Raw genomic sequence first — 18,170 nt, 5'->3', positions numbered from 1 at the left:
AGAGACGGATGCGCACGGCCCTCGACGAGCGAATGGACGCGACCATGGCGGCGCTGACCGGGCCGGGCGGTCCGCTCGCGCTGGGCGAGGCGGAGCGGGGCGGCCGCCCCTATCCGCTGATCACCACCGCGCCGCCGACGCTGCCCGCCTATTTCGCGCATTTCTGCCACGAGCATGCCGACAAGACCTTCCTCGTCGCCGGCGACGAACGCCTGACCTTTGCCGAGGTGTATGCACAGGCCGGCGCGGTCGCCCGCGCGCTGATCGCCGGCCACCATGTGTCGAACGGCCTGCGCGTCGGCATCGCGATGCGCAATTCGCCGGCGTGGATCGTGCTCTACATGGGCATCGTCATGGCCGGCGGCGTCGCCACCCTGCTCAACGGCTGGTGGCAGGCGGAGGAACTCGCCGCCGCGGTCGCCGAGGTCGACTGCACGCTGGTCTTCGCCGACGCACCGCGCGCGCAGCGGCTGGCGGGGATCGCCGCGCCGGTGGTGACGATCGACGACACCCGGCCGCTGGCCGAGGCGCTCGCCCCGGTCACCGCCGCCGGCCAGCCCGACACGCCGCTGCCCGCGGTCGCCGCCACCGATCATGCGACGATCCTCTTCACCTCGGGCTCGACCGGCCAGTCGAAGGGGGCGCTCGCCGATCACCGAGGCGTGGTGCAGGGCATCTTCAACTATCTGGCGCAGGCGCTGATGATGCTCGGCATCGCCACCGCCGACGGCAACCCGCCGACCGAGCAGCCCTCCACCCTCCTCACGCTGCCGCTGTTCCACGTCACCGCAGAGATTCCGGTGATGCTGCAGAGCTTCGCGATGGGGCGCAAGCTGGTGCTGATGCCCAAATGGGACGCGCGCGAGGCGATGCAGCTGATCCAGGCGGAGCGGATCAGCTATGTCGTCGGCGTGCCGCTGATGAGCTTCGAGATCCTCACCCATCCCGATCGCGCCGCCTACGACCTCTCCACCGTCACCGATTTCGCCGCCGGCGGTGCGCCGCGCCCGGTCGATCACGTCCGCCGCATCGATGCGGAGATGGGCGGATCGGCGCCGTTGATCGGCTATGGCCTCACCGAAACGAACGCGGTCGGCACCGGCAACTGGCGCAGCAACTATCTCGCCAAGCCCGACAGCGCCGGCCGCCCGTCGGCGCCGCTGGTCGAACTCGCGATCCTCGACGATCGTGGCGCACCCGTGGCGCAGGGCGAACGGGGAGAGATCGCGATCCGTTCGATCTGCAACTTCCTCGGCTATTGGAACCGGCCGGAGGCGACCGCCGCCTGCATCACCGCCGACGGCTTCTTCCGCACCGGCGACATCGGCTATCTCGACGCCGACGGCTATCTCTTCATCGTCGACCGCGCCAAGGACATCATCATCCGCGGCGGCGAGAACATCGCCGCGCAGGAGGTGGAGGCCGCGCTCTACGCCCATCCCGCGGTGGCGGAGGCGGCGGTGATCGGCCTCGCCGACGAACGCTTGGGCGAGATCCCCGGCGCCATCGTCCACCTGCGCGAGGCGACCACGGAGGCGGCCCTACAAGCCTTCCTCGCCGACCATATCGCCGCCTTCAAGATCCCGGCGCGCATCTGGCTCTCCCCCGATCCGCTGCCCCGGCTCGGCACGGAAAAGATCGACAAAGTTGCGCTGCGCAACCGCTACCGGACCGCCGCATGAACTCCTCCCCCGCCAGGGGGAGGTGGCGCCGCAAAGCGGTGACGGAGGGGGAGGTAAGCGGCGAACTTCGTAACAGGATACGCCGCTTACCTCCCCCTCCACCACTCGGCTGGCGCCGAGCGGTCCCCCTCCCCCTGGCGGGGGAGGAATAAGAAGAAACCGCTGTCCTACGCGGGCGTCCTCTGCCACCGTCGCCGAACCATGCGTGCCCGTGCCCCCCAGCGCATCACCCCGTTTCGCCGATCCACCCCCGCCACCCCCGATTTCGAGCGCGACGTGCCGTCAACTTCGCCAACTTCCGCGTCCCCGAAGCGCGCGAATCACCCCGTCGGCGGCGCCCGATGAGCGGCATCGACCGTCGCACGCTGCTCGTCGGCGGCGGGGCCGGCATCGGCCTCGTCGTCGCCTGGACGGTGTGGCCGCGCACCTATCCGCCGACGCTGGTCGCCGCGCCCGGCGAAAGCCTGTTCGGCGCCTGGCTCAAGATCGGCGACGACGGCCATGTCACCGTTGCCGTCCCGCAGCTCGAGCACGGCCAGGGCGTCTACACCGCGCTGCCGCAGATCGTCGCCGACGAACTCGGCGCCGACTGGCGTACCGTGGGGGTCGAGGCGGCACCCGCCAACCCGCTCTACGCCAACCCGCTCGCGCTCGACGATCTGCTCGAAGGCACGCTCGCCCGCCTGCCCGAATCGCTGGAAGGGACGCTCGCCACCCGCGCCGGGCTGATGGCGACCGGCGGCTCCACCTCGGTCCGCATGTTCGAGGACGAATGCCGCACCGCCGGCGCCGCGGCCCGCGCCTTGCTGTGCAAGGCGGCGGGGCGGCGCTGGGGTGTCGCCTGGACCGATTGCGCGGTCGATGCGGGCTTCGTCACCCACGGCACCCGCCGCCTGCGCTTCGCCGCGCTCGCGGCGGAGGCGGCGGGCGAGAGCGTGCCCGATCCGCTGCCGATCGGCGTGCAGGGGGCGGGCAAGCTCGTCGGCCGGCCGCTGCCCCGCATCGACGTGCCGGCCAAGGTCGATGGATCGGCCAGCTATGCCGGCGATATCCGCCTGCCCGACATGGTACATGCCGCGATCCGGCAGGGGCCGATCGGCGACAGCCGCCTGCTGCGCGTCGATTCCGCCGCCGCCGATCGCATCCGCGGCGTGCTCGCCGTGGTCGAGAATCCGCGCTGGGTCGCGGCGGTGGCGACGACCTGGTGGGCGGCCAACCGGGCGCTCGACGCCATGGCGCCGCGCTTTGCGACGCACGATCCGGCCGATGACACCCGCATCGCCGCCGCGCTCGATGCGGCGCTGGCGCAGGCGGGTACGCGCATCGCCGGCGTCGGCGATCCGGACCCGCTGCTGGCGGGGGCAGGCGTCGTCACCGCCGATTACACCGCGCGCCTCGGCCTGCACGCCTCGCTCGAACCGATGAGCGCCACCGCCGCCTTTCGCGCCGGCCGGCTGGAGATCTGGATGCCGAGCGCCGCGCCGATGGCCGCGCGCCGGGCGGCGGCCGCGGCGGCGGGGCTGGGGGAGGGGGCGGTCGTCATCCACCCGACGCTCGGCGGCGGCAATTTCGGCGCGACGCTGAACGCCCTCGTCGCCGAACAGGCGGCGCTGCTCGCGATGCGGCTGAGGCGCCCGGTCAACCTGGTCTGGTCGCGCGGCGAGGATACCGCGCACGATCGGTTCCGGCCGCCGGCGCGGGCGCGGCTCGGCGCCCGCCTCGCCGGCAATGGCGCGATCGCCGCCTGGCGCGCCGCCATCGCTGCCCCCGCCACCGGCCACGCCCTCGCCGCGCAGCTGATCCCCGGCGCCGCGCTGATGACGGGCGCGGGCGATCCCTATGCCGTCGCCGGCGCGATGCCGCCCTATCGCATCCCCGCGGTGGCCATCGATCATCATCCCGCCGACATCGGCGTCGCCACCGGCCATCTGCGTGGCGGCGCGCACGGCTACACCGCCTTCTTCCGCGAAGCCTTCATCGACGAATGCGCCCATGTCGCCGGCACCGAGCCCCTGTCCTACCGGATCGGCATGCTCGGCGGCGAAGCGCGCCTCGCCCGCTGCCTCACCACCGTCGCGGCACTCGGCGGCTGGGGCGGCGGCGCGGCGGGATCGGGCCAGGGCATTGCCTGCCACAGCTTCCGCGGCAGCCATATCGCGGTGCTGGCGGAGGCCGAGTTGGGTGCCGGCGGCATGCCCGCGGTCGCCCGGCTGGTCGCCGCGGTCGATTGCGGGCGACAGGTCAATCCCGACCTCGTCCGTCAGCAGGTCGAGGGCGGCCTGATCTTCGGCCTCGCCCAGGCGCTCGGCGCCGCCACCGGCATCACCGCCGGGCGCACCGACGTGCGCGGTTTCGCCGGCATGCACCTGCCGCGCCTCGCCGACACGCCGGACGTGATCGTCGAGCTGGTGCCGTCGGAAGAGGCGCCGGGCGGCGTCGGCGAACTGGGCGTCCCGGCGGTCGCGCCGGCCATCGCCAACGCCGTCCACGCCGCGACCGGTATCCGCCTGCGCCACCTGCCGCTAAGGCGGGCGCCATGACCCCGCCGCCCGACCATCCCGTGATCCCGCCGCGCAAGATCGGCGTGTTGCTCATCAACCTCGGCACCCCCGACGCGCCGGACGCGCGCGCGGTGAAGCGCTACCTCGGCGAATTCCTCTCCGACCGCCGCGTGGTGGAGATCCCGCCGATCGCCTGGCAGCCGATCCTGCGCGGCATCGTGCTCAACACCCGGCCCAAGAAGTCGGCGCATGCCTATGGCCTGGTCTGGAGCGAGGAGGGGTCGCCGCTCGCCGCGATCACCCGGCGCCAGGCGACGGCCTTGCAGGGCGCCTTCGGTCCCGACGTGATCGTCGACCATGCGATGCGCTACGGCAATCCCGCCATCGCCGAGCGGCTGCATGCGTTGAAGGCGCAGGGCTGCGAGCGCATCCTGCTCGCCCCGCTCTATCCGCAATATTGCGCCGCCACCACCGCGACCGCCAACGACAAGGCGTTCGCCGCATTGGCCGGCATGCGCTGGCAGCCGGCGATCCGCACCCTGCCGCCCTACCACGACGATCCCGCCTATATCGACGCGCTGAAGGCGCAGGTCGAATCGCAGCTGGCGGCGCTCGATTTCACCCCCGATGCGCTGATCGCGAGCTTCCACGGCATGCCCCGGCGGACGCTCGAACTGGGCGATCCCTACCATTGCCATTGCCAGAAGACCGCGCGGCTGCTCGCCGATGCGATGGGGCGCGAACTCATCGTCGCCTTCCAGTCGCGCTTCGGTCCCGCCAAGTGGCTCGGCCCGGCGACCGACGAGACGCTGGCGGCACTGCCCGCGAAGGGCAGCCGCAAGGTTGCCGTGATCGCCCCGGGCTTTTCCGCCGACTGTCTGGAAACGCTGGAGGAATTGGCGATCCGCGGACGCGAGAGCTTTATGGCGGCGGGCGGGACGGACTTCGCCTATCTGCCCTGCCTCAACGACGGCGAGCCAGGCATGGCGATGCTGCGCACGCTGATCGCGCGCGAACTCGCCGGCTGGGTCACGTAACGAAAGGTGAATTGACGCTACGGCCATTGCCAGTTTCCGGCAGTGTCCCTAGCCTTCGCCGCGCAAGCATAATGGGAGAGGTTGAATGGCCAGAGTAGCGATCGTCACCGGTGGAACCCGCGGGATCGGCGAGGCGATCAGCCTGGCGCTCAAGGACGCCGGCATCACCGTCGCCGCCAATTACGCCGGCAACGACGAGCGTGCGCGCGCCTTCACCGAACGCACCGGCATCGCCGCCTACAAATGGGACGTCGCCGATTTCGATGCCTGCCAGCAGGGCTGCGCAAAGGTCGCGGAAGAGCTCGGCCCGGTCGACATCGTCGTCAACAATGCCGGCATCACCCGCGACGGCACGATCCTGAAGCTCACCTACGATGCGTGGAAAGAGGTGATCGACACCAACCTCGGCGGCTGCTTCAACATGGCGAAGGCGACCTTCCCCGGCATGCGCGAGCGCAAATGGGGGCGGATCGTCAACATCGGCTCGATCAACGGCCAGGCCGGCCAATATGGCCAGGTCAATTACGCGGCGGCCAAATCCGGCATCCACGGCTTCACCAAGGCCCTGGCGCAGGAGGGCGCGCGCGCCGGCGTGACGGTGAACGCCATCGCACCGGGCTATATCGATACCGACATGGTCGCCGCGGTCCCCGCCGACGTGCTCGAAAAGATCGTCGCCAAGATCCCGGTCGGCCGCCTCGGCCAGGCGAGCGAGATCGCACGCGGCGTCGCCTTCCTGTGTTCCGACGAAGCGGGCTTCGTGACGGGATCGACGCTGAGCATCAATGGTGGGCAGCACATGTACTGACGGGCGAAGGCCCGCGGCCCGCGGGTCGGTGCGCGGCACGCGCATCGCCCGGCACGGCCGGCGGGTCGGCGCCAGCCGAACCCGTCCGACGCCCCGGCGGCGGCTCCGCCGTCGCCGCGCCGATAGGACGCCCCGACCGCCAAGCGCTTGTATCCACTCATCAATCATTCCAGCGCTGTCCTACCGGCAACACCGCCGCTAGCACGCACCGTTCGCCCTGAGCCTGTCGAAGGGCATGAGTCTCACCTGTGCTTCGACAGGCTCAGCACGAACGGATGATGCCACGGCATTCCGTTCCGCTCTTTCGCACCATTCACACACCACGAAGCCCGGCCACCTTGCGGCGACCGGGCTCCAAACCCTCATCACGCTACGCGAGGGGTACGCACTGCCGGCTTAGCGGCAGTAGCCGGGGCGGTCCGACCGTTCGACCGCGCGGCCGGCGAGGGCACCGGCACCGGCGCCGAGCACCGTGCCGAGCGTGCGGTCGCCGCGGGTGTCGATCGTCCGGCCGAGCAGGCCGCCGGCGATCGCGCCGACGATGGTGCCGGTCGAACCGCTGTTGCAGCGACGCGGGCGATAGTTGCGGTCACCATAATAGCCGCGGTCGCCGCGATAGACCCGGTCGCCCCGATAACCGCGGTCGTAGCCGCGCTCGTAGCGGTCGCCGTAATAGCCGCGCTGCGCCATCGCCGGCGTGGCGGGGACAAGGGCGGTGGCGGTCATCGCAAGGGCGGCACCGGCGAGGCTCAGGGTCTTCAGCATGGGTCTTCTCCCGTCTCGAACTCTTCCAACTCGGCGGCGGCGCGGTCGAGCACCTGCCCGTCGTCGATGAAGGGGTTTTGCCCGATTCGGCTTGAGCCGACCCTGAATGCGCTCGTTATCGCGCGTTCAGGCTATCGATCGCCCGCGCGTCGCCTATGAGGCCTGCATGCGCGTCTTGTTCGTCATCCTTGCGGTGCTGCTGATCGTCCCCGGCTGGTCGGCCGAGGAGCGGCTGCCGCTGCTCGGCGCCAAGCCGCAGATGACGGCGACCCGCGTCGATCTCGACCCCGCCGATCCCCGCCGCCGGCGGGTGGGGGCGTTGACCTATCTCGGCGGGGTGGCGCTGCGCAGCATCGATCCTGCGTTCGGCGGCTATTCGGCGCTGTCGGTGGTACGCGGGGCGGACGGCGACCGGATCACGATGCTGAGCGACGGCGGCACCGTGGTCGGCTTCACGCTCGGCGCCGACTGGCAGCCGCGGCGCCTGTGGTTCCGCAACCTGCCGGCCGGGCCCGGCACCGGTTGGGAGAAGCGCGATCGCGATACCGAATCGATGGCGATCGATCCGGCGACCGGGCGCATCTGGATCGGCTACGAACGCTATAACGGCATCTGGCGCTACGCCCCCGGCTTCGCTCGGGCGGAAGCGCACCGGACACCGGCGGCGATGCGCAGATGGCCGGTCAACGGCGGTCCCGAATCACTGGCGCGCCTGCCCGACGGCCGCTTCGTGGTGATCGGCGAAGAGATGCACGTTCCCCGCCGGTTCTGGGTCGGGCCGGAGGCGGAGCGGCTGCACAGCCGCGATTCGCTGATCTTCCCCGGCGACCCGATCGTCACGCAACCCCGGCATTTCGCCTATATGCCCGAAGGCCGCTTCGACCCGGCCGACGCGACGGCGCTGCCCAACGGCGACCTGCTGGTGCTCGATCGCGGCTTTCGCCTGCCGTATCATTTCAGCAATCGGCTGTCGCTGGTGCCCGCCGCCGCGATCCGGCCCGGCGCGGTGGCACGCGGCCGCCTGCTGGCGACGCTCGATTCGCCGCTCATCCACGACAATTTCGAAGGGGTGGCGACGACGCAGGAGGATGGCGCGACGATCGTCTGGCTGGTGTCGGACGACAACCAGTCGGTGCTGCAACGCACCCTGCTGCTCAAGTTCCGCCTCGACCCGCGCTGACGCCAAAAGCCCGCCGCTCGATGGGAGCGGCGGGCCTTGGATCCGGCCTTGGCTGCGAACCGCTTACGCGGCTTCGGCGGTCGCCGACAGCTTCTTGACGATCTCGCGCTTCAGGCGGCGGCAGCGCAGCGACAGCTTGTCGTCGCCGGTCTTCACCAGCCAGTTGTCGAGACCGCCGTTGTGCTCGACCGAACGCAGGCCATGCGTCGAGACGCGCAGGCGAACGCTCTTCTCCAGCGAATCGGAGATCAGCGTGACGTTCTGCAGGTTCGGCAGGAAGGTCCGCTTGGTCTTGTTGTTGGCGTGGGAAACGTTGTGACCCACCTGCCGGCCCTTGCCGGTCAGCTCGCAAATGCGCGACATGGCTTTAAATCCTGAATTCGGTTGCCCGGAAAGTCGGCGCCACTAGCGGCTCGCCGGGCTTTCGTCAACCGAGAGTCATGCAACGGACCCTTGCGTCGGGCGTTGTTTCGGACTCGTAAAGGTCTTTGCACAGGGGATGATGGAATGCGCACGTTGCTGGCTCTGCTCGGGATCATCGCCCTGATCGTCGTCGCGCTGATGTATTTCGGCCTCATCAACATCGACCAGACCCGCCCCGCCGTGGTGCAGGCGCCGCAATTCAAGGCGGACGTCGCCCGCGTCAGCGTCGGTACGGAGAACAAGACCGTCGCCGTCCCGACCGTCAACGTCGAAAAGCCCGGCAACGCCCAATAGCGTACCCCGCCAGCTTTACGGCGCACCGCGGGCGCGGCAGGGAAGGCGCGATGTTCCCCCTGCCGATCCCGATGCGCCATGCGCTGGATGCCGCGGCAGCGGCAGCGGCGGCCGGCGAGGTGCCGGTCGGCGCCGCCCTGGTGTGGCAGGGCGAGGTGATCGCGGTCGCCGGCAACGCGCCGCGCGCGCTCTGCGACCCGACCGCGCATGCGGAGATGCGGGTGATCCGCGATGCGGCCACCCGGTTGGGGCGCGAACGGTTGGAGGGGGCGGACCTGTGGGTAACGCTGGAGCCCTGCGCGATGTGCGCCGGCGCCATCGCCCATGCGCGGATCGGCCGCCTCTATTATGCCGCGAGCGACCCCAAGGGCGGCGCAGTGGAGCACGGCCCGCGGCTGTTCACCCAGCCGACGCTGCACCACCGTCCCGATATCTATGGCGGGATCGGCGAGGCCGAGGCGGCAACGCTGCTACGGGACTTCTTCCAGCACAAGCGGTGATCCGTTCGAAGCGCCTCCCCGTCACCCCGGAACGCGTCCAGGGTGACGGGAAAAGGTCAGCGCAGATCGTTCTGCGAGATCGGGACGACCTTGATCTCGACGCGGCGGTTCGCGGCGCGGCCGGCATCCGTGTCGTTGGACGCGATCGGCTGCGTCTCGCCAAAGCCGCGGGTGCCGATCCGCGCCTGCTGGACACCGCGGCTCGCCAGATAATCGGCGACGGCGGTCGCACGCCGTTCCGACAGCGTCTGGTTATAGTCCGCCGAACCGGTCGAATCGGTAAAGCCGTACACGTCGACATAGGTCTGGTTGTATTGCGCCAGCGTGTCGGCGACCTGATCCAGCGTGCGGCGGAACTGCGGCTGCACCTCGGCGCTGTTATAGGCGAAGGTGATGCCCGACGGGATGTTGAGGATCAGGTTGTCGCCCTCACGCGTCACCTGCACGTCGGTGCCGGCGGTGCGGGCGCGCAGGTCGCGCTCCTGCTTGTCCATGTACGCGCCGATCCCGGCGCCCGCGAGGCCGCCGATGCCGGCGCCCAGGATCTTTTCCGTCCGGTCGCGCCGCCCGCCGACGAGGTCGCCGAGCAGATAGCCGCCGAGCGCGCCGCCGATGCCGCCGATCGCCGTCTTCGAGATGCGGCGTTCGCCGGTCTCGGGATCGGTGGTGCAGGCGCTGGTGGTGACCAAGGCGGCAAGGGCCGCGGCGGCGAGAAACTTCGATCGCATGATATCCCTTTCATGATCGTCGGGCTGGTAAACTCAGGTCCGGAGCGGCTTGTTCCGCTTGCGATCTGAACACGCCCTGACACAGATATTCGGCCTGGCTTGATACAGGCGGTTGTCGTCGCGCCACTTGTGCGGCAAAGACGGCCCACGCCGATGCCTCCGCTGCCGCCCTTCCCCTGGATCGACGTCCTCATCATCCTCGCGCTCGTCGCGTTGAACGGGGTGTTCGCGATGAGCGAGCTCGCCATCGTGTCGGCGCGCAAGGCGCGGCTGGAGGCGATGGCACGCACCGGGCGCAAGGGCGCGCGCGCCGCCTTGCTGCTCGCCGCCGATCCCGGCAAGTTCCTGTCCACGGTGCAGATCGGCATCACGCTGATAGGCATCCTCGCGGGTGCCTATTCGGGGTCGAGCCTCGGCCAGCCGACCGCGGCGCGCCTGCAGGCGCTGGGGCTGTCCGCGCATAGCGCGGAGACGGTCGGCTTCGCGATCGTCATCGGCCTCACCACCTTCGCCTCGCTGATCGTCGGCGAGCTGGTGCCCAAGCAGTTCGCGCTGCGCAAGCCGGAGCCGATCGCGGCGCTGGTGGCGCTGCCGATGCGCTGGCTGGCGGTCGGCACTGCGCCGGTGGTGTGGGTGCTCGATTCGACCAGCGCCGTGATCTTCCGCCTGCTCGGCCTCAACCGCGAATCGGAGGATCAGGTGACGGCGGAGGAGCTGCACCTGATCGTCGCGGAGGCGAGCAAGTCCGGCGTGATCGAGGAGCATGAACGCACGATCATCTCGGGGGTCGTGCGCCTCGCCGACCGGCCGGTGCGCGAGGTGATGACCCCGCGCACCGAAGTCGACTGGCTCGACTGCACGCTGGACGCCGACGGCATCCGCGACACCTTGCTGGCGACGCCGCATACCCGCTTGCCGGTCGCCGAAGGGTCGGTGGATGCGGTGGTCGGCGTGGTGCAGGCGCGCGACATCGCCGCCGCGCTGTTCCGGGGCGAGGCGATCGATCTCAAGGCCTTGATGCGCAAGGCGCCGGTGGTGATCGATCGGATCGACGCCATGGACGCGCTCATCGCGCTTCGCGCCGCGGAAGTGCCGATGGCGCTGATCCACGACGAATATGGCCATTTCGAAGGGATCGTGACGCCCGCCGACCTGCTGGCGGCGATCGCCGGCGAGTTCGCGAGCGATGCCGATCCCGACGAATCGCCCTCCGTTGTGGTACGCGACGACGGTTCGCTGCTGGTCGCCGGCACGATGGCCGCGGATGCGCTGGCCGAGCGGCTGGGCATCGACCTGCCCGAAGACCGCGATTACGCGACCGTCGCCGGCCTCGCGCTCGCCGCCTTCCGCCACCTGCCGGGCGAGGGCGAAAGCTTCGAGGAACAGGGCTGGCGGTTCGAGGTGGTCGACCTCGACGGGCGGCGGATCGACAAGCTGCTCGTCAGCGAACTCTGAACACCGCCGCGCCCTAGGACGGCATGAACCCGGACCCCGTTCGCCCTGAGCCTGTCGAAGGGCACCGTGCCGCAGGCATATCGCTCGTGGCACCTTCCCCTTCGCCACGCTCAGGGCAAAGAGTCGGCTCTTAAAGCCGACCGAACACCGCCTCGAACCCGGCGCGGTCCCCCGCGGCGAGGAAGCGGGCCTGCTCGATCCAGCGATCGCGGGCCATGCGCCCGGCAAAGGGGCCGAGCTGCGCATCGAGCCGTGCGGCCTCGTCATCGTTCAGCGCAGCGATCTGGCCGACGGTGGTGATGCCGAGTTCGCCGAGCCGGGTGGCAAGCTTCGGCCCCAGCCCCTTGAGCGTGCTCACCGGTTCGTCGGCGGGGGAGGATGCCGCCGGAGCAGGGGCCGGCGTCGACGCCGCCTCGGTAGCCGGGGCGGCATCGAGCGGTGCCGTCGCCGCGATCGGCTCGTCGGCCAGCGGCGCGAGTGCGGGCGGCGTATCCTCCACCGGCGGCACGGCGACCGGGCGCGAGGCGGGCACCACCGGCGCATCCTCTCGCACGACGGGCCGCGGCGCGTCGTCTTCGACCGCCCCAGCCGGCGCGGCGGTCGCGCCATGTTCGACCTCCGCATTGCGTTCGGCAATCTCGCGCTCGGCGGCCTTGCGGCGATGCTTCAGCCGCGATCCCCAGATGATCGCGGCGATCACCACGATCGCGAAGATGGCGACGACCGCGAGATGCGCGGCGGTAAAGGCGTCGGTGGTGCTGGGGATCAGGCTGGCCCCGGTGGCGCCGCCGGCGGAGGTGGTATCGTTCATGGCGGCGATCCTAGCGGTGACGGTACGGCACGGCGAGCGGAAACCGCCTGCCGCGCTTGAGCGGGTCAGCGTAACGCGCGGGCGGCGAGGGTGGCACAATCGGCATCGGTGGCCTTTGGCCCCTCGTGGCCGGTGATCGCGCGGCCGATCGCCTTCAGGACGTTGCCGACCGATTTCACCTGCGGCGGCACGGTCAGCACCGGGTCGCTCAGCGTGCCGGTCATGAACGCCTCACCGGGCAGGCGCAGCAGGCTCTTGCCCTTGGGTGCGCCGGTCAGCCTCAGGTCGATCCGCTCGGCGGGGAAGCGGATGGTGCCGGTGCCGCGCAATTGGCTGGCGCTGGTGTCGACGATCAGCGGTCGCGCCGTGCCGACGCCGCCGGCCACCGGCAGCGCCAGGATCACGCAGCGCAGCCGCGCGCGGTCGTCGCTGCCGGCGAGCAGCGCCCGCCCCGCATCGAAGCCCAGTGCGGCGGCATAGCGTTCCGGCAGCGTCCCGTCGCGCACCACGAAGCCGATCCGCCCCGCCGACCGGCCGACCGCCGCGCGGATCGTCTCGCCGCGCCCCGTCAGCCGCGCATGCGCCGCGATCCGCCCGGTGAACGCCCCATCGGTCCCGGCAAGCGCCGCGACGCGCGTGCCCGCCAGCCTGAGGTCGAGCGTGAGCGTCGGCACCGTGGCGCCATTTCGCTGATCCACGCGCACCAGCCCGCGCGCCGTGCCGCCCGCGAGACGGATGGTGAGCGGCTGGACGGTGAGACGCTGCCGGTCGAGCGCCAGCACCCCTTCGATGCCCGTCACCGAGGTGCCGCCGTTGCGGCTGAAGACCCGTGCGACCCTCACCGCGATCCGACCGTCGGTATGGGCGAGATTGCTGAGGTCGATCCGCGTGTCGGGCACCACGCGCGGGCCGATCGCGCGTTCCTGCGCAGCGCCCTTCGCCAGCCCCTCGTCGGACGAGAGATCGTCGAAGTCGAAGCGGTTGGAGGCGACCGCGCCGTCCAGCCGCGTGCGCCCGTCGCGCTTGTCCACGCTGATCCGGCCGGCGATGTCGGACCGGCCAATCGTCCCCTTCAGATCGGTGACGGTCCAGCGCGGCGCGTCGTGGCGGACATGCGCCGTCAGCGCCACCGGCTGGGTGCCGAACAGGCCCGCCTCGATCACCGCATCGATCAGGCGCAGGTCGGCGGCGCGGGCGTCGACGTCGAGCGTCATCGCATCGGTGTCGAGTGGGCGATCCATCCGGCCGGTGGCGCGCATGCGCAGCGCATCGCCCTCGATCGTCGCGCTGAACGGCCACGGACCGGGCGTGGGCTGCGCCACCGATCCTCCGGTCAGCGCGATGCGGACGGGGGTGCCGCGGATCGTGCCGGTGCCGTTCGCCCGCAGCCCCTGCGCATCGGATGTAAAGGCGACACGCACCGTGCGATCCTGCTTGGCGTCGCGGTACCGGATCATACTGTCACGGACGATCAACCCTTTCAGATCGTTGGACGATCCGCCGCTCTCGGGCTTGCCCGGCCGCGCCCAGTTGGTGCGGCCGGCGGCGTCGCGGACCAGCGCGAGCTGCAAGCCCTCCGCGGAGATGTCACGCGGGCGAAAGGTGCCGGTGAGGAGCGGCCAGACCGGAAAGCTCACCCGCGCCTCGCGCAGGGTCAGGAAATCGCCATCGCCCGCCCAGCCCGCCTGCGGGATCCGCACGCCGCGCACCGCGATCGTCGGCGTGAAGCCGAAGCCGTCGACCCGCTCCATCGTCGCGATCGTCACCGGCCGCCCGAACCGCTGCGTCAGCCGGTCGGCGACCAGTCCCTTCAACACGCCGTAGGGAAAGGCGCCGACGATCAGCACCAGGATCAGCGGCACCGCGACCGCGAGGCTCAGCAGGAGAGTGCGCCTGCGCACGCGCGGTCGGATTATCATGGATCGGTGGACGCGCGTCGGCGCCGCTGGTTCCGATTCGGTCAGAAATCGACCGCGATGCCCTTCAGCTCCCAGTCGCCGTAGCGCGTGGGGTCGAGGCCGAGCGGGTCGTCCCCCCGCAGCGGTTGCGCGGTTTGCGGCTCCGGCTGGGGCACCGGCACGGTCTTGCTGAGGTAGGCGGGCGGCTTCACATGCGCGGGGCGTTGGCCCATGGCGGCTCTCCGGTCTAAGGCGGTTCGCATATCGTTTGCCGCACGAGGTTTCACAAGTTTTGCCCCCTGCCTCCTCCAAGCCTGTCAAGGCTCCTGCCGAGCCGCTCGGCACCCCGTCGCGCCGGGCGGCGCTGCGCCTGCTCGATGCGGTGCTGCGTCGGGGCGAGCCGCTCGAACAGGCGCTGGTCGCCGCCACCCGCCATGTCTACGGGCCGGACCGCGGCCTGGCGCATGCCATCGCCGCCGAGGTGCTGCGCCGGCTGCCGGATCTCGACGCGCTGATCGATTCGGTCACGGAGCGCCCGCTGCCGGGCGATGCCAAGGCGCGCATGGCGCTGCGCATCGCGCTGGTGCAGGCGCTGGTGCTCGGCACGCCGCATCATGCCGCGATCGCCACGGTGCTGCCGCTGGTCGACGGCGGGCCGCGCAAGCTGGTCCATGGCGTCTTCGGCGCGATCGTCCGCTCGGGCGTGCTGCTGCCGGAGGTGCCGGCCCTGCCGCCGGCGGTGGAGACGCGCTGGGAAGCAGCCTGGGGCGCGGAGATGGTGGAGGGCGCCGCGCAGGCCATCGCCGCGCCGCCGCCGCTCGACCTGACGCTCGCCGATCCTGCGGAAACGGAACGCTGGGTCGGCGAACTCGGCGGCGTCAGCCTTATGCCGGGCCATGTCCGGCTGGTCGATGCCGCGCCGGTCACCGAACTGCCCGGCTTCGCCGACGGGCGGTGGTGGGTGCAGGATATCGCCGCCTCCATCCCGGCGCGGCTGCTGGCGGCGGGGGGCGGGGGCATGGCGATCGACCTGTGCGCCGCGCCGGGCGGCAAGACGCTGCAACTCGCCGCCGCGGGCTATGCCGTCGCCGCGGTCGACGTCTCCAACGCGCGGATCAAGCGCCTGCGCGAAAACCTGTTCCGCACCCGGCTGAAGGCGCAGGTGATCGCCGCCGACGTGCTGGCATGGGCGCCGCCCGCGCCGGCCGATGCGCTGCTGGTCGACGCGCCGTGCAGCGCCACCGGCATCTTCCGCCGCCATCCCGACGTGCTGCACCGCGTCCATCCCGCCATCATCGCGGAGATGGCGGAATTGCAGGCGCGCATCCTCGCCCGCGCCGCGGATTGGGTGGTGCCGGGCGGCCGCCTGGTCTTTGCGACCTGCAGCCTCGAACCGCAGGAGGGCGAGGCGCAGCTGTCGCGCTTCCTCGCCGACCGGCCCGATTACGCGATCGATCCGCCCGAACCTGCGCTGTTGCCGCCGGGCGTACCGGTCCATGCCGACGGCTATGTCCGCACGGCTCCCGGCATGCTGGCCGATGCGGGCGGCTGCGACGGCTTCTTCGTGGCGCGGCTGCGGCGCACGGCTTAACTGCGCCGCGTCGTGTCCGCACAGTTGTAATAGAGGGACAGCAGGCTACAGAGTCGGGGTCATGCAGCCGGTCCGTATCGCCCCCTCCATATTATCCGCCGACTTCGCCAAACTGGGCGAAGAGGTGCGTGCCATCGATGCAGCGGGCGCGGACTGGATCCATATCGATGTGATGGACGGGCATTTCGTCCCCAATATCACCATCGGCCCGGCGGTGGTGAAGGCGCTGCGCCCGCACACCGCCAAGCCGTTCGACGTCCACCTGATGATCTCGCCGGTCGACCTCTACCTCGATGCCTTCGCCGAAGCGGGGGCGGACTGCATCACCGTCCATCCCGAGGCGGGGCCGCACATCCACCGCACGGTCCAGCACATCAAGGGGCTGGGCAAGCGCGCCGGCGTCGTGCTCAATCCCGCCACGCCGGCCAAGATGCTCGATTACCTGATCGACATGGTCGACCTGGTGCTGGTGATGAGCGTCAATCCCGGCTTCGGCGGCCAGCGCTTCATCGACAGCCAGCTCAAGAAGATCGCGGCGATCCGCAAGATGATCGATGCCACCGGCCGCAGCATCGACCTGGAGGTCGACGGCGGGGTGGATGCCGAACATGCCGCGCGTTGCATCGCCGCCGGCGCCGACGCGCTCGTCGCGGGTACGGCGGCGTTCAAGGGCGGACCCGATGCCTATGCCGCCAACATCGCGGCCCTGCGGGGATGAGTGCGATCGCGCCGCAGGGCGAACCGGATGGCATCGAAGAGGGCAAGCGCCTGATGCGCGTCGGCGGCGACAAGGGGCTCAGCCTCGCCGAGCGCCTGTCCGAACGCTTCCACAAGCTCACCTGGCGCACGCCGATCCACGCCATGCGCCTGAAGGGGCGCTATCCGCTGAAGCTGATCGCGGTGCCCGACGATCCCGTCATCGGCGACGTGCGGCGCGGCCAGGCGATCCTGCGCGGTGAATTGAGCTTCCGCGGCGAAACGCATCCGATCGATACGCTCGCCTTCAAGCGCGGCGACTGGGGGCGGCCGTTCGCCGAATATGTCCACAGCTTCGCCTGGCTGCGCGACCTGTCGACGGTGGCGACGCGGGCGCAGGGCGCGCCGATTGCCGAGGCGCTGATGGCGCGCTGGCTCGACGATTACGCCGAACGGGTCGATGCGCTCGCCTGGCGGGCCGACTTGTGGGGCCGGCGTCTGCTGTTCTGGACGGCGCATGCGCCGCTGATCCTGTCGTCGACCGACCTCGTCTACCGGTCGAGCGTGCTCAACACGCTGGCGCGCGGCGCGCGGCACCTCGATCGCGGCGCGGACAAGGCGCCGCCGGGCGCACAGCGCATCGCCGCCTGGTCGGGCGTGGTCGCCGCCGGGCTGCTGATCCCGGGCGGCGACCCGCGCAGGAGCTTCGGCGAAGCGGGCCTCGCCCGCGCGATCGCCAGCGGGCTCAGCGACGATGGCGGCTCGGTGTCGCGCAGCCCGGCGATGCTCGCCGACACGATCATGCTGCTCGCGATGCTGCGCGAAACCTATGCCGCGCGGCGCGAGGACCTGCCGCAGGCGGCGCAGAACGCGCTGGCCAAGGCGGTGCCGGCGCTGCTCGGCATGATGCACGGCGACCGCCAGCTGTCGAGCTGGCAGGGCAGCGGCCCCGCCACGCCCGACGCGCTCGCCGCGGTGATCGAGGCGAGCGGCATCCGCACCCGGCCGCTGCGCCAGGCGCGCGACTGGGGCTATCAGCGGCTCGCCGCCGGCGGCACGGTGCTGATCGTCGATGCCGCGCCGCCACCGATCGCGCGGCTGGTCGAGGGGGGCTGTGCCTCGACGCTGGCGTTCGAGTTTTCCGATGGCGATGCCCGACTGGTGGTCAATTGCGGCGGTGCGCGCGAAAGCCTGCGCCAGCTGCCCGATGCCATTGCCGAGGGGCTGCGCACCACTGCGGCGCATTCGACGCTGACCGTCGGCGATTCCAACTCCACCGCCATCCACGCCGACGGCACGCTGGGCCGCGGCGTCGGCGAGGTCGAGCTGTCGCGCCAGGAATCGGACGTCGCCAGCCGGATCGAGGCGAGCCACGACGGCTATGTCCGCCGCTGGGGCTTCGTCCACCGCCGCCAGCTGATGCTGACCGGCGACGGCAAGGAATTGCGCGGCGAGGATGCGCTGCTGCCGCAGGGGCGCCGGCGCAAGCTCGGCGTGGTGCCGTTCGCCGTCCGCTTCCATCTGGGGCAGGGCGTGCAGGCCTCGCCGACCGCCGACGGTCTTGCCGCGCTGCTGCGCCTGCCCGGCGGCGCCCTGTGGCAGTTCCGCTGCCGCGGCGGCGCGCTCACCATCGAGGATTCGCTGTGGATCGATGGCGAGGGGCGCCCGGTCGCGACGCAGCAGCTCGTCGTCAGCGGCGAAGCCCCCGCGGGCGGCGCCAACGTCAGCTGGGCATTGAAGCGCGCGGTCTGACCATTCCTCCCCGGCACGGGGAGGATCAGGTACATCCGCCCTGTTCGAC

At 71.0% G+C, this 18,170-nt stretch carries 17 protein-coding genes; 11 read left to right on the top strand and 6 right to left on the bottom strand.

Annotation, left to right across the window (positions count from 1 at the left end):
- The first annotated feature begins 8 nt into the window (after positions 1-8).
- The 4 genes from ACTZQ5_RS02470 (at position 9) to phbB (ending at position 6,028) form a co-directional block, all read left to right on the top strand.
- Positions 9-1,682, top strand: coding sequence for a class I adenylate-forming enzyme family protein (locus tag ACTZQ5_RS02470; protein ID WP_443583565.1), 1,674 nt, complete (start codon positions 9-11; stop codon positions 1,680-1,682).
- A 341-nt stretch (positions 1,683-2,023) separates the two neighbouring features.
- Entirely contained in the window at positions 2,024-4,222 is a 2,199-nt protein-coding gene (locus tag ACTZQ5_RS02465; RefSeq protein WP_443583564.1) for a molybdopterin cofactor-binding domain-containing protein, read from the top strand.
- Positions 4,219-5,220 carry a ferrochelatase gene (gene hemH / locus ACTZQ5_RS02460; RefSeq protein ID WP_443583563.1) on the top strand — a complete coding sequence of 334 codons (1,002 nt, stop codon included), beginning with the start codon at positions 4,219-4,221 and terminating at the stop codon, positions 5,218-5,220. Before ACTZQ5_RS02465 ends, hemH begins: the two co-directional genes overlap by 4 nt.
- 85 nt (positions 5,221-5,305) lie before the next feature.
- Positions 5,306-6,028: an acetoacetyl-CoA reductase gene (phbB, locus tag ACTZQ5_RS02455; RefSeq protein ID WP_443583562.1), complete on the top strand. Its 723-nt coding sequence runs from the start codon at positions 5,306-5,308 to the stop codon at positions 6,026-6,028.
- Between the two features lie 396 nt (positions 6,029-6,424).
- Here phbB and ACTZQ5_RS02450 read toward each other — a convergent pair whose 3' ends face one another.
- Complete coding sequence (locus ACTZQ5_RS02450) at positions 6,425-6,793, bottom strand: glycine zipper 2TM domain-containing protein (protein ID WP_443583561.1); 369 nt, start codon at positions 6,791-6,793, stop codon at positions 6,425-6,427.
- Between the two features lie 166 nt (positions 6,794-6,959).
- Between ACTZQ5_RS02450 and ACTZQ5_RS02445 the strand changes: the two genes are divergently transcribed.
- Positions 6,960-7,973 (top strand): esterase-like activity of phytase family protein, encoded by a 1,014-nt coding sequence (locus ACTZQ5_RS02445; RefSeq protein ID WP_443583560.1) that lies wholly within the window; start codon positions 6,960-6,962, stop codon positions 7,971-7,973.
- Between the two features lie 63 nt (positions 7,974-8,036).
- Here the strand turns inward: ACTZQ5_RS02445 and rpmB are convergent, their stop codons facing one another.
- Positions 8,037-8,336, bottom strand: a complete 300-nt coding sequence (gene rpmB, locus ACTZQ5_RS02440; RefSeq protein WP_443583559.1) for a 50S ribosomal protein L28 — start codon at positions 8,334-8,336, stop codon at positions 8,037-8,039.
- 144 nt (positions 8,337-8,480) lie between these two features.
- Between rpmB and ACTZQ5_RS02435 the strand changes: the two genes are divergently transcribed.
- A complete protein-coding gene (locus ACTZQ5_RS02435) occupies positions 8,481-8,690 on the top strand; it encodes a hypothetical protein (RefSeq protein ID WP_443583558.1) in 210 nt (69 codons plus the stop codon).
- Positions 8,691-8,761: 71 nt separating this feature from the next.
- Entirely contained in the window at positions 8,762-9,190 is a 429-nt protein-coding gene (locus ACTZQ5_RS02430; RefSeq protein ID WP_443583704.1) for a nucleoside deaminase, read from the top strand.
- 56 nt (positions 9,191-9,246) lie between these two features.
- On the opposite strand, the gene ACTZQ5_RS02425 is transcribed toward ACTZQ5_RS02430, so the two are convergent.
- Entirely contained in the window at positions 9,247-9,918 is a 672-nt protein-coding gene (locus ACTZQ5_RS02425) for a YiaD family glycine zipper/OmpA-like lipoprotein (protein ID WP_443583557.1), read from the bottom strand.
- Positions 9,919-10,071: 153 nt separating this feature from the next.
- On the opposite strand from ACTZQ5_RS02425, the gene ACTZQ5_RS02420 reads away from it, so the two are divergent.
- Entirely contained in the window at positions 10,072-11,373 is a 1,302-nt protein-coding gene (locus tag ACTZQ5_RS02420; RefSeq protein WP_443583556.1) for a hemolysin family protein, read from the top strand.
- A 130-nt stretch (positions 11,374-11,503) separates the two neighbouring features.
- Here ACTZQ5_RS02420 and ACTZQ5_RS02415 read toward each other — a convergent pair whose 3' ends face one another.
- The 3 genes from ACTZQ5_RS02415 to ACTZQ5_RS02405 form a co-directional block, all read right to left on the bottom strand.
- Complete coding sequence (locus ACTZQ5_RS02415; RefSeq protein WP_443583555.1) at positions 11,504-12,184, bottom strand: helix-hairpin-helix domain-containing protein; 681 nt, start codon at positions 12,182-12,184, stop codon at positions 11,504-11,506.
- Positions 12,185-12,249: 65 nt separating this feature from the next.
- Positions 12,250-14,085 carry an AsmA family protein gene (locus tag ACTZQ5_RS02410; RefSeq protein WP_443583554.1) on the bottom strand — a complete coding sequence of 612 codons (1,836 nt, stop codon included), beginning with the start codon at positions 14,083-14,085 and terminating at the stop codon, positions 12,250-12,252.
- 59 nt (positions 14,086-14,144) lie between these two features.
- Positions 14,145-14,315, bottom strand: coding sequence for a DUF1674 domain-containing protein (locus tag ACTZQ5_RS02405; RefSeq protein WP_443583553.1), 171 nt, complete (start codon positions 14,313-14,315; stop codon positions 14,145-14,147).
- Between the two features lie 59 nt (positions 14,316-14,374).
- Here ACTZQ5_RS02405 and ACTZQ5_RS02400 point away from each other — a divergent pair, with 59 nt between their 5' ends.
- The 3 genes from ACTZQ5_RS02400 to ACTZQ5_RS02390 all read left to right on the top strand — a co-directional run bounded on the left by ACTZQ5_RS02400 (position 14,375) and on the right by ACTZQ5_RS02390 (position 18,121).
- Complete coding sequence (locus tag ACTZQ5_RS02400) at positions 14,375-15,673, top strand: RsmB/NOP family class I SAM-dependent RNA methyltransferase (RefSeq protein ID WP_443583552.1); 1,299 nt, start codon at positions 14,375-14,377, stop codon at positions 15,671-15,673.
- A 61-nt stretch (positions 15,674-15,734) separates the two neighbouring features.
- Positions 15,735-16,391: a ribulose-phosphate 3-epimerase gene (gene rpe, locus ACTZQ5_RS02395; RefSeq protein WP_443583551.1), complete on the top strand. Its 657-nt coding sequence runs from the start codon at positions 15,735-15,737 to the stop codon at positions 16,389-16,391.
- Positions 16,388-18,121, top strand: a complete 1,734-nt coding sequence (locus ACTZQ5_RS02390; protein WP_443583550.1) for a heparinase II/III family protein — start codon at positions 16,388-16,390, stop codon at positions 18,119-18,121. Before rpe ends, ACTZQ5_RS02390 begins: the two co-directional genes overlap by 4 nt.
- Positions 18,122-18,170 lie beyond the last annotated feature (49 nt).

The sequence above is a fragment of the Sphingomonas cellulosilytica genome (genome assembly GCF_052321755.1).
Classification (GTDB): Bacteria; Pseudomonadota; Alphaproteobacteria; order Sphingomonadales; family Sphingomonadaceae; genus Sphingomonas.
The sequence above is the reverse complement of the archived record's forward strand: the minus strand, read 5'-3'. Positions and strand labels throughout refer to the sequence as shown.